Annotated in this window: 8 protein-coding genes; 3 read left to right on the top strand and 5 right to left on the bottom strand. The window is 35.4% G+C overall.

Annotated elements, in window-relative coordinates; translation table 11 throughout:
* Positions 1 to 39 precede the first annotated feature (39 nt).
* Both ACWPWS_RS17510 and ACWPWS_RS17505 read left to right on the top strand, forming a co-directional pair.
* Positions 40 to 2940, top strand: coding sequence for an alpha/beta hydrolase family protein (locus ACWPWS_RS17510; protein WP_454047378.1), 2901 nt, complete (start codon positions 40 to 42; stop codon positions 2938 to 2940).
* Between the two features lie 154 nt (positions 2941 to 3094).
* The gene (locus ACWPWS_RS17505) at positions 3095 to 4528 is read left to right on the top strand and encodes a hypothetical protein (protein ID WP_454047377.1); all 1434 of its coding nucleotides are present in this window, start codon (positions 3095 to 3097) and stop codon (positions 4526 to 4528) included.
* Between the two features lie 316 nt (positions 4529 to 4844).
* Here the strand turns inward: ACWPWS_RS17505 and recA are convergent, their stop codons facing one another.
* A complete protein-coding gene (gene recA, locus ACWPWS_RS17500) occupies positions 4845 to 5846 on the bottom strand; it encodes a recombinase RecA (protein ID WP_047419990.1) in 1002 nt (333 codons plus the stop codon).
* Between the two features lie 463 nt (positions 5847 to 6309).
* Entirely contained in the window at positions 6310 to 7494 is a 1185-nt protein-coding gene (locus tag ACWPWS_RS17495) for an oxygenase MpaB family protein (RefSeq protein ID WP_454047376.1), read from the bottom strand.
* A 158-nt stretch (positions 7495 to 7652) separates the two neighbouring features.
* Between ACWPWS_RS17495 and ACWPWS_RS17490 the strand changes: the two genes are divergently transcribed.
* Positions 7653 to 8486: a hypothetical protein gene (locus ACWPWS_RS17490; RefSeq protein WP_454047375.1), complete on the top strand. Its 834-nt coding sequence runs from the start codon at positions 7653 to 7655 to the stop codon at positions 8484 to 8486.
* An 89-nt stretch (positions 8487 to 8575) separates the two neighbouring features.
* Here the strand turns inward: ACWPWS_RS17490 and gap are convergent, their stop codons facing one another.
* The 3 genes from gap to ACWPWS_RS17475 all read right to left on the bottom strand — a co-directional run bounded on the left by gap (position 8576) and on the right by ACWPWS_RS17475 (position 11561).
* Positions 8576 to 9580: a type I glyceraldehyde-3-phosphate dehydrogenase gene (gap, locus tag ACWPWS_RS17485; protein ID WP_047386314.1), complete on the bottom strand. Its 1005-nt coding sequence runs from the start codon at positions 9578 to 9580 to the stop codon at positions 8576 to 8578.
* Positions 9581 to 9612: 32 nt separating this feature from the next.
* A complete protein-coding gene (gene pfkA / locus ACWPWS_RS17480; protein ID WP_105681473.1) occupies positions 9613 to 10599 on the bottom strand; it encodes a 6-phosphofructokinase in 987 nt (328 codons plus the stop codon).
* Between the two features lie 83 nt (positions 10600 to 10682).
* Positions 10683 to 11561: a DUF4846 domain-containing protein gene (locus ACWPWS_RS17475; protein WP_454047374.1), complete on the bottom strand. Its 879-nt coding sequence runs from the start codon at positions 11559 to 11561 to the stop codon at positions 10683 to 10685.
* Positions 11562 to 11600 lie beyond the last annotated feature (39 nt).

The following is an 11600-nucleotide window of genomic DNA, read 5'->3' as shown; positions in this document are numbered from 1 at the left end:
AAGAAATACCTTATTTTTAATTCTTAAAATATTTTAAAAATGAAGTTGAAATGTACAGTTTTTATTCTGCTCATCATGACCTCCTGGATTTATGCGCAGAAAAAGCCTTTAGACCATTCTGTTTATGACAGCTGGCAAAATATCGGCTCGAGAAAAATCTCAAATGATGGAAAATGGGTTGCTTACTCTGTGGATGCTCAGGAAGGAAATTCTAACCTTTCTTTATATTCCGTTAAAAATAAAACCTCAAAGAAGTTTGCAAGAGCCACAAAAGTGGATTTTACAAATGATTCCAGGTTTGCTGTTTTTCAAATCCGTCCCCAGTATAAAGATATAAAAGCGGTAAAAGATAAAAAGCTTAAAAAAAATAAATTAACGAAAGACAGTCTTGCCATCGTTGATTTTTTTAATGATAAAACGGAGAAAATTCCTAATGTAAAATCTTTTAAAGTTCCTGAAAAAGCAGGTTCTTACGTTGCTTATCTTCTTGAAAATACAAAAGATAAATCTTCGGATGATGCTTCTGATAAAGAAGATGGAGACGAAAATAAGGATGAAGATAAGAATGTAAAGCCATTGCAGCTGGTTGTACGAAATCTTTTGGATGGAAAAAGTACAACCTACGATAATGTAATACGCTACGAGTTCAGTGAAAATGGAAAGCAGCTTGCTTTTGTGACTAAAAAGCCGGAAGAGAAACCTAAAAAGGATAAAAAAGAAGGTAAGGATTCGGAAGATGAAAAATCTGCAGATAAAAAGGACACAGACAAATCCAAGCCAAAGAAATATGCATTTCAAGCCGTACAGGTAGTGGATCTGCAGAAAGGAACAGTCCATACAATTTCTGAAATGGAAGGTGATTTTTCACAATTGTCTTTTGACGAAGAAGGAAATCAATTGGCTTATGTGGGAACTTCTTCAGCACAGAATGATTTGGTGAAATCATATCAGTTGTATTACTTTAATTTTAAAGGAAACAAAAAAGAAATTGTTACCAATGAAAATACAAACATGAAAAAAGGGTGGGTGATTTCTGAAAATCGTTCGCTTATTTTCAGTAAAAACGGAAAACAACTGTATTTTGGGGTGAGTCCAAAGCCTATCGCAAAAGATACGGCGATGATTGCAAACGACCATGCTGTGGTAGATATCTGGAATTATAGGGATGACTATCTGCAAACGGTGCAGTTAAAAGAATTGAAAAATGATCTGAAGAAATCTTACGCTGCAGTAATGCAAACGGAAAAACCGGATTTCTTTAGAAATATTGATGGTGAAGACTTAGATACATTAAGGCTGGTAAACGAAGGAAATGCTGAATTTGCGATGGGTATCACCAGTATCAATAACCGTATTTCTTCACAATGGGAAGGCTCAATCAAGAAGACCTATTTTCTGATTGATAATAAAACAGGGGAAAGAACAGAAGTCATTAAAAATCTGGATGGATCGGTTGCAGTATCTCCGCTTGGGAATTTTGTGGTGATTTTTGACAGAGAAAAAGGGAAGTGGCTGAGCTACAATGTGAAAACAAAACAAACACTTCCGCTGAATTCAGGATTACCTGTTTCTTTCGTTGACGAAGAATTTGATATGCCGGATTTTCCAAGTTCTTATGGTATTGCATCCTGGACAGATAAAGATGAATCTGTGATTATCAAAGACCGTTACGACCTTTGGGAGTTCTTTCTGAATGGTTCCAAAAAACCGAGAAATATAACCAATGGTTTTGGACGTAAACATAAAATAACATTTGAAACATACGTCTTAGATAAAGATATTAAAAGTTTGAACAGAAAATCATCAATCTATTTATCTGCATTTGATAATACATCCAAGGCGAACGGAATTTTCAAAACCTCTATTCAGTCGAATTCTGATCCTGTAAAAATTCAGATGGAAAACGTATGGGGATACAGAAGTCTTCAGAAAGCAAAAAATGCTGAAGAATATATTTTAGTAAAAGAATCTTACACGGATTCTCCAAATATTTTTTCGACATCAGATTTTTCAGAACAGCAAAAACTGAGCAATACAAATCCGCAGCAAAACCTGTATAACTGGGGAACAGATGAATTGGTAAACTGGACGACACCAAAAGGAAATACCTCTACCGGAATTTTATACAAACCGGAAGATTTCAATCCGAATAAAAAGTATCCTATGATTGTTTATTTCTATGAAAAGCTTTCGGATAACTTAAACCGTTATGTGGCACCTGCTCCGACACCTTCAAGATTAAATATCTCTTATTTTGTGAGCAACGGTTATCTGGTTTTCACCCCTGATATTTCTTATACAGATGGATTTCCAGGAGAATCTGCCATGGAGTATATTAATTCCGGAGTTGAAAAGTTGAAGCAAAATTCCTGGGTAGATGCTGCTAAAATCGGAATTCAGGGACAAAGCTGGGGAGGTTATCAGGTAGCGTATCTTATTGCTCATACCAATATGTATGCAGCAGCATGGAGTGGTGCTCCTGTTGTTAATATGACTTCAGCATATGGAGGAATCCGATGGACTTCAGGGATGAACAGACAGTTTCAGTATGAGAAATCTCAAAGCAGATTAGGAAAGAATTTATGGGAAGCACCGGATCTTTACATTAAAAATTCACCACTTTTTACGATTGATAAAGTAAAAACTCCAGTGGTTATTATGAGTAATGATAAAGATGGAGCAGTACCTTGGTATCAGGGAATTGAAATGTTTACAGCATTACGCCGCCTCGGAAAACCAGTATGGCTTCTGAATTATAATGGTGATGATCATAACCTCATCAAACGTCAGAACAGAAAAGATATCCAAATTCGCGAACAGCAGTTTTTTGATTATTATCTTAAAGGAGCTAAAGCTCCGGTCTGGATGACGAAAGGTATTCCAGCCACCCAGAAAGGAAAAGATTGGGGATTTGAGCTTACAGATGATAAACCTAATTAATAAAAAAAACCGGCGGAGCCAAAGGCTCCGCCGGGGGTTTTTATTTCAAAATAAATTCCAGAAAGACAAAGCAGAAACTGACACAATGGCATTTTTTTTATGATGAGTCTGTTGATCGCTTTTATTATATTTACCGCCAATTATAAATAACAGTATGGGAATCTTTGATTTTTTTAAGAAAAAGAATAACAGTCAGGAAAATGTGAGTACTCCGGTTCAGGAAATGGAAATGCCAGAGGAAAAGATCGTAGAGGAAACAGTAGAAGAGGTGGCGGAAACAATTCCGGAAATCACTTTACAGCCAGTAACAGAGCCGAAAGTAAATGAAGAGTATGAAAACATCAGAGTTTATAATGATTATATCGTCTATTCTATTGCACTTCAGTTAAGAGGTGAATATACTCCTCTTTCAGCTTTTGAAAAAGAAAATGGTGAGGTAGAAGGATTTGCTTATATGGTAACAGAGGATGCCTATGCGCTTTCTCCACAACAGGCGATCACGCAGATGGAAGAAAAATTTGAAAGTGAGCTTCAGGAAGGAAAGATTAAATCTTATATGATCCTGTACCATTCTCAGTTTGATAATAATGGGAATCATACTCCGGCAATCCAGGAAGGAGAGTTCAAAGGAATTTCACTTGCTTATCATTTTGCAGGAGCGGATAAAGCGAAAACAGGACTTCCATATATTTTTGAAAACCAAAATGTCACTTATAAAGGTTTCGCAGAGTTTTCTCACGAAGAAAATAATGAGATCATGAATCATCAGTTGGTTGAAGGCAGAAATTATTTCCAGCATACAGAAGGTGTTGCAGCTCCTGAAATGACTAATGAAGCAGGAATTATTATCAGAAAATCAAATGTTCATAATCTTATGAATACATGGAGCGGAATTTTTGGTCATCAGAATTTTCAGACTAAAGATTACGGTCAGTATCTGAATGCTATTCTAATGCACTCTGAGTCTTCTGATCAGTCAGATGATATTAAAAGTAAAACGGAATTTGAAGGGGTAAGATTTAAAACTATTTTAACGGAGGAGCTAAGTATTATCGTTCCGGAAGTGAAAACTGATTATACTTTGGATTTTGAAACGAGATCAATCAGAGAATGGGAAAATGCTTTGAATTTACAGGCGATTGTAGCAGGGCCTGCAAGAGATACTTTCGGAGTATGGTTTTTTGCTACGGATTATGCTGAAAATAGAAACAGATACATGACACAGCTTCATCTGAAGGTAAATGTTAGTGGAATTGTTCTTATCCTTGATGTTCATACCAATACTGATTTACCAGATGGAACCAAAATGAGTGAAGATTTCACAACCTATGTACCAAGCCAGGATCTTCCTAACTATGCATGTTTTGACTTTATTGCTCAGCTGGTAGACTTTAAGGAAACAGAATTGCTTGATGATGGAAGTGTTAAAGGATATATTCTTAAACTGAAGCTGATCACGAATGAAGAAAATGAAGATTTCTTTACCATTGATGCTTTTGTGAATAAAGAAAACATGAGACTGGAAACACTTACAAAAGGAATGAAAGTGACCGGAGCACTTCAGTTGCAAGGTAAAATTGCTGAATAATTTTAAAAATATAAAAACTTAAAGAGGTTGTTCTAAGGAATGACCTCTTTTTTATTGTAAAAACTGAGAGATTATTTTAACGCAAAGGAATAAGAGATTCGAAAGTTTATTTCAGGAAGCAAAGAATTTCGACTTTGTCGCTGATTAAGCTTTGTGATTATACATTAGCTTAGTAAGAATCAATGAAATTGATTCCATCCTTTGCTCTATTAAAAATATTACAGTATACAAATGAAAGCTTTGCGTTAAAAAAACAGAATCATTTAAAAACAAAAAGGCAATCCTAAGACTGCCTTTTCTATTATTTTCTGAAAAATTATTTATTTTTCATTTCTTCTTTGATCTTGTTTTCCAATTCCTCGGAAAGATCAGGATTGTCTTTTAAAACATCTTTTACAGCATCACGTCCCTGACCAAGTTTAGTCTCTTCGTAGCTGAACCAAGAACCGCTTTTCTTTACAATTCCCATATCTACTGCAGTATCAAGAATTTCACCTACTTTAGAAACTCCTTCACCATACATGATATCAAATTCTGCCTGTTTGAAAGGAGGTGCTACTTTATTTTTCACAATCTTCACTTTCACACGGCTACCGATAGCTTCATCACCTTGTTTGATCGGTGCACTTGCTTTTCTGATATCAATTCTTACAGAAGCGTAGAACTTAAGAGCATTACCTCCGGTAGTTGTTTCAGGATTTCCAAACATTACACCAATCTTTTCTCTCAACTGGTTGATGAAGATCACTGTACATTTAGTTCTTGAAATCGTAGCCGTAAGTTTTCTTAATGCCTGAGACATCAATCTTGCGTGAAGACCCATTTTAGAATCTCCCATTTCACCTTCGATCTCTGCTTTTGGGGTAAGAGCAGCCACAGAGTCAATTACAACGATATCAATAGCTCCTGAACGGATTAAGTTATCTGCAATTTCTAAAGCTTGTTCTCCATTGTCAGGTTGAGAAATGATCAGGTTTTCAAGATCAATTCCTAATTTCGCAGCATAAGTTCTGTCGAAAGCATGCTCTGCATCAATGAATGCAGCAATACCACCTGCTTTTTGAGCTTCAGCAATAGCATGAAGGGTTAATGTTGTTTTACCTGAAGATTCAGGACCATATATTTCAATGATTCTTCCTTTTGGATATCCGCCTATACCTAGTGCAATATCTAATCCTAAAGAACCGGAAGGAATTACTTCTATTGTATTGTCGATAGATTCATCACCTAAAGTCATTACTGTTCCCTTTCCATATGTTTTATCTAGCTTGTCAAGCACTAATGCGAGTGCTTTTTTCTTATCATCAATGTTACTCATCGCTATTAAAATAATTTCTCAAAAATACATAATTTAAATATCAAAAGCTAATATTATTTATCCGTGAAAGCTGTTTTTAGAGTTAAAAAATGATAAATTTTTACTACTGATCTTATTCATTACGAAGCATATGTGGAATGTGGTATCTAAATTGTTTTTACTAAATAAGAGTAGCTGTTTTTTATTGGAAATCGCAAAGGCGCTATTTATGTATAATACTTTTGTTTTAAGACGCAAAAATTTTATCTCCGATAAAATTGAATGCTGCATATCTTAACCTCTCACAGATTATGCAAATTACAATGGTGCTAATGAAAATCTTCATAATCTACTTCATCTGCGAAAATTTCATCTAAAATTATATACTTTCCCTTGCTGAAAATCTTCGATTTTCTTGCGCCTTAAAAAGTACCATAATGTCTAAAAATCTTTGCAACTTTGCGATTTCCAACCAAAAAAACCTTTAATGAAAATTTGAATTTTTGGTGATATTCAGATAATCTTCCAATACTTTTATCTGATCTTTATTTCCTCTTTGTATTCTGGCATCACGACTTACTAAACTGTCATATATTTTATTGAAGAGTATTTTCGATTTTGGAAACATCGTTTTATAAGGAACATCCGGGATTTGTAATCTTTTACAAACTTCATTATCCAGCAGAAACCAGGTGCAGCAGATGTGCAGGTATCTTAAATTTTTCCTTTGGAATTCAAATTTTAAAATAGGATTTTCCAGAGATTCATCCAGCAGAGAATGAGCCAGCAGAACAGAATCTTTATCCGAGGGCGGCTGAACAGAGGTCCATAAATAAAAATATTCTGTAGCCTGTTTCTTGTCATCAGGAAGAAGCTGTTCCGGAATTCCCAAAAGATAGCCTACATATTTCCAAAGGTGGAAAATTCCCTGCTCCTCTTCAATAGAAAAACGATTGCCAAGTTTATGAAGACTATGAAGAAAGACAAGACTGAATCCGATATACGTTGCCATCATATCCCACGAATTGATAGGTTCTCCCCAGTTTTCAGTATCCCAGTCTTTATAATGTTTTTTTATGGAAAGTCTGGCGTAGGAGTGGATCAAACGGGTTTTTATCGCAAACTCATAGCCTTTTGCGTGAATTTCAAGGGCATTGTAGCGGGTAGCATTCACCCAGAAATCCAACGTTTCCGAAAGACGTTTTACGGCTCCTTTTTTCAATGCTTCTGTGACAATCAATGGCTTGTTGAGATAGGCGTAGTCGTAACCACCGATCAGACAATAATCTCTCAGGGAGATCAAAGAATCGAGGTTACTTCTCATACACAGTTCAGCACCACTTTTGAGAAGGTTATAATCCAGCCATTCGGGAACTTTTTGAGTTTGGGTGAAAAGCTTTTTTACACTTTCAGGAACTGCCTCTGTTTCCGAAACTCCATTTCTAATATACTGTTCAATTTCCCTGGAAGCCTCATGAAATTTTTTAGTGAAATAAACCTCTTTTACCACTTCATCACCGATTTCATCCACATGATGAAAATAGGGCGCAAATTTTTCAAACTTTTCAAAATTCACCTCTGCTCCGGAAAATTCAATAAGGAGTTTTCCGTTCCCACTTTCCCAAAAGTTTCTGAAGTGAGGAGCATCTTTAAATCGAGGTTGTATCATGTTCATTCCTTTATCTATAAAAGTACAAGTTTTATGCTGAAGTTTTCCGGTGAGATTTATCAGCTATTCAGGAGAAATTTTTAGAAAAAATACCACAAACGGGTAATTTACTTGTATTTATAGAATTTGAAACTTTGTGTAAAGCAAAATTAATAATCATGAAAACTTATTTATTATTACTGTTCGTTCTTCTAAGTATGAAATTGTTTTCTCAATTTTCATTTTCAAACTTAAATAGTGGTACTTCTTTACGGGAAAATACAGATACAATTAATTGGTTTCCTGCTAAATTTAATGACAAAGATAGCAAAACGGCTAAAGATTTTTTTGAAGGTAAGGATTCGACGCGATTATTTCAAAATAATAATGTTGTTTATAATACTCATCTTAAAAATTTTTCTCTTAATTCAGAAGTGGTGAATGATTATTTTAGAGCAATTAGAGTAGGTATTGGCTTTCAACTTAATAGTACAGTAAGTGAGACTGATGATATGACTACAGATGAAATGAAAAAAGATCAATTGATTTCATCTCTTCAAAATGGTGGAGGGAACTTATTTATCAATGCTAAATATCCAATTCTTGCAATTGGGAGGAATGATGATTCTTTTGGATTGAAGGCTTATATATATCATAATACAGGTATTGAGCTTACAAGGATAAACACTGCAGATAGTGATTTTGTTTTAACCCATAATACAGGAATAGTATTAGGAGGATTTGGAATGGGAATAAAGAAAAATATCTCAATCTTCTTTCAAACTAAAGCATCTCTACTTTATGGTAATTCAAAGTATAATAAAATTTTATCAGTTGATGAGAATTTTAAAAATATTCTTCCAATGGTAAATATAGGTGCGGGGATAAACTTCTTGAATATGTATACTGTAAAATTAGATTTTTATCCTGTAGGCAAATATTTTAAAGATAACTTTCCTGCAACAATATCTTTTGTTATAACTCCAAAAAAAGATAATAAAACGGTAAAGTAAAAGGAAGAATCTAGTAAACATAGAACAAACAAAAAAACCTTCCAATGGGGAAGGTTTTATATTACTCATTGCTTATCGCTTATTACTCATTATAAAGAAGCAGCGTGTACAAGCATATCCACTAACTTGTTAGAGTAACCCATTTCGTTGTCATACCAAGAAACAAGTTTCACGAAGTTTGGAGAAAGCATGATACCAGCATCTTTGTCGAAGATAGAAGTTCTCTTATCTCCTACGAAGTCCTGAGATACTACAGCATCTTCAGTATATCCTAGGATACCTTTCAATTCACCTTCAGAAGCAGCTTTGATTACTGAACAGATGTCTTCATAAGAAGCAGCTTTTTCAATTCTTACTGTTAAATCTACTACAGAAACGTCAACAGTTGGTACTCTGAAAGACATACCTGTTAGTTTTCCGTTTAGTGAAGGGATTACTTTTCCTACTGCTTTAGCAGCACCTGTAGAAGAAGGGATGATGTTGTTTAGAGCAGCTCTACCACCTCTCCAGTCTTTTACTGAAGGACCGTCAACAGTTTTCTGAGTCGCTGTTGTAGCATGTACAGTTGTCATTAAACCTTCTACGATTCCGAAGTTATCGTGGATTACTTTAGCTAAAGGAGCTAAACAGTTTGTAGTACAAGAAGCGTTTGATAAAATTTTGATATCATCAGTAAGTTCCTTGTGGTTTACCCCCATTACGAACATTGGAGTATCATCTTTAGAAGGAGCAGAAAGGATTACTTTCTTAGCACCAGCGTTGATGTGAGCCTGAGCAGTATCTTTAGATAAGAAAAGACCTGTAGATTCTACGATATAGTCAGCACCAATTTCATTCCACTTTAGGTTGTTAGGATCTCTTTCAGCAGTTACTCTGATTCTTTTCCCGTTTACTACAAGATCATTTCCTTCTACAGAAACTTCACCTGGGAAAATACCATGTACAGAGTCATATTTTAACATGTAAGCCATGTATTCTGCATTAATAAGGTCATTGATTCCTACAACTTCAATGTTGTCTCTTTCAGTCATTGCTCTGAAAACAAGACGTCCAATTCTACCAAAACCGTTGATACCTACTTTAATTGTTGACATAATAGTTTGTTTTTATTAGATTATAAAAATAATTAGATTGCTAAGATTTTTGAAATCAGTAAAAGATCTTCATTGATTTCGTTATGTTTTTTAATGGCTTCTTCAATAGGCGTATACGTAAGATCGTTGGAACGCATTCCGGCCATTACATTCGTTTGTCCTTCCATTAATCCTGTTACAGCGCCGTAGCCTAATCTGCTTGCCAAAACTCTGTCTGCACAGCTTGGAGAACCTCCTCTCTGCATATGTCCCAAAATCGCTACACGAATGTCATAATCAGGGAAGGTAAGTTTTGTTTTTTCAGCAAGTTCATATACATTGGCTAGTTTTTCACCTTCTGCTACAACCACAATGCTTGATGCTTTTCCGGTTTTTTCTGCGTCTCTGAATTTTGCGAAAAGCTCATCAATACTGTCTTTTTTCTCAGGAATTAAAATATCCAGAGCTCCGGTTGCCAATCCACTGTTTAAAGCAATAAAACCTGCATCACGACCCATCACTTCCACAAAGAAAACTCTGTTGTGAGACGTTGCGGTGTCACGGATTTTATCAATGGCATCCATTGCAGTATTCAAAGCAGTATCGTATCCGATGGTGTTATCTGTTCCGAAAATATCGTTGTCGATTGTTCCCGGGATACCGATTACTCTGATTCCGAATTCTTCATTAAAGATTTTTGCACCGGTGAAAGTTCCGTCTCCACCAATACAAACCAATCCGTCTATTCCAAGCTTTATGCAATTGTCATAAGCTTTCTGACGGCCTTCTTTCGTTCTGAACTCAGCGGATCTGGCAGATTTAAGAATCGTTCCACCCTGGTTGATTATATTTTTTACGGAACGGGCTCCCATTTTCAGGAAATCATTGTTGATAAGACCGTTGTAGCCTTCTCTCACTCCGTAGCATTCGATATTATAGTAATTGGCGGTTCTTACTACCGCTCTTAATGCCGCATTCATACCCGGAGAGTCACCCCCTGAAGTAAGAACTGCAATCTTTTTTACAGCACTCTCTTTCATCAAGTAAAAAATTTCGAACACAAATTTACAAAAACAAGTTCAGATTATCGTAGTAACTTTCCAATAGTTTTGAATATAAATTATTAAAAGCTTCTGAAGTTTGTAGGTTTAAAAAAATATCGTGCAGTTTTTGTTTCTTCAGCATGGATGTCAAGATCGTACCAGGGCGTAAAATAGGGATTAAACGGATTAGAAAGCACATGAACCGACTGAGCTGGGGTAAATCCTTCACTTAATAAATACAATCTTTCCCCTTTTTGATTTTTGCAAACTCCGGTAATGAAAACAATATGTCCGGGACTGCCTGGTGTGATCAGAATATCTCCCGTTTTCAGATCAGAATTTCTTGTAACGGGCTTTGTTTCTTTATTTAATGAAATTGTTCCTGCGTAATTGAAAATAAGATCCAGGTAATTTCTGAAACTCCCATAAGAATCATCAAAAGCTGCTGTTTTTCTAAAGCTGACCGAATTTCCGCTGACAAAAGCTCTCGTTCCGTTTTTATAATCGTTCCAGCTGAGAAGATCACCACTGGTAAAATGAAACTTGATTTCGTTAAATTTTTTCGCCTTATAAAGATATTCAGCTCTCATTCGGATTGCCGCATCAGCACATTGCTGGAGATCTTTATTTCCCGTATCAATATCAAAAACAGCTTCATGAAGATGCTGGGTAGAAATAGGAGTACCATCATATTTTAAAATTGGACTGTCATAAGGTTTCAGCTTAAAATTTTCAATAAAATATCCGTAAGAATCTGGTTTTTCGTCTATCCACTCATATCCTTCCGGTGGAGAAAATCTTTCCCGGATGGTATTTTTATCCTTATGAATCTTTAGAGAATTTTCAGCAATTAAATGTTCGTTATGATCCGGTTCAGCCAGTAAACGGTCTGACAGTTTTTCTTTTGTACAGCCTGTGAGAAAGAGAAATGCTGTAATTCCTGTGATAATTTTTTTCATGCGTTTTTAGTTGATACAAAGATCATTTTTTTTAGATAT

It is taken from the genome of Chryseobacterium sp. Marseille-Q8038, assembly GCF_965111995.1.
The sequence above is the reverse complement of the archived record's forward strand: the minus strand, read 5'-3'. Positions and strand labels throughout refer to the sequence as shown.

Coding starts and splice junctions, on each gene's coding strand:
- ACWPWS_RS17490 (WP_454047375.1), top strand. CDS start 7,653: ATGAAAACTTATTTATTATTACTGTTCGTTCTTCTAAGTATGAAATTG.
- ACWPWS_RS17495 (WP_454047376.1), bottom strand. CDS start 7,494: ATGATACAACCTCGATTTAAAGATGCTCCTCACTTCAGAAACTTTTGG.
- ACWPWS_RS17475 (WP_454047374.1), bottom strand. CDS start 11,561: ATGAAAAAAATTATCACAGGAATTACAGCATTTCTCTTTCTCACAGGC.
- gap (WP_047386314.1), bottom strand. CDS start 9,580: ATGTCAACAATTAAAGTAGGTATCAACGGTTTTGGTAGAATTGGACGT.
- ACWPWS_RS17510 (WP_454047378.1), top strand. CDS start 40: ATGAAGTTGAAATGTACAGTTTTTATTCTGCTCATCATGACCTCCTGG.
- pfkA (WP_105681473.1), bottom strand. CDS start 10,599: ATGAAAGAGAGTGCTGTAAAAAAGATTGCAGTTCTTACTTCAGGGGGT.
- ACWPWS_RS17505 (WP_454047377.1), top strand. CDS start 3,095: ATGGGAATCTTTGATTTTTTTAAGAAAAAGAATAACAGTCAGGAAAAT.
- recA (WP_047419990.1), bottom strand. CDS start 5,846: ATGAGTAACATTGATGATAAGAAAAAAGCACTCGCATTAGTGCTTGAC.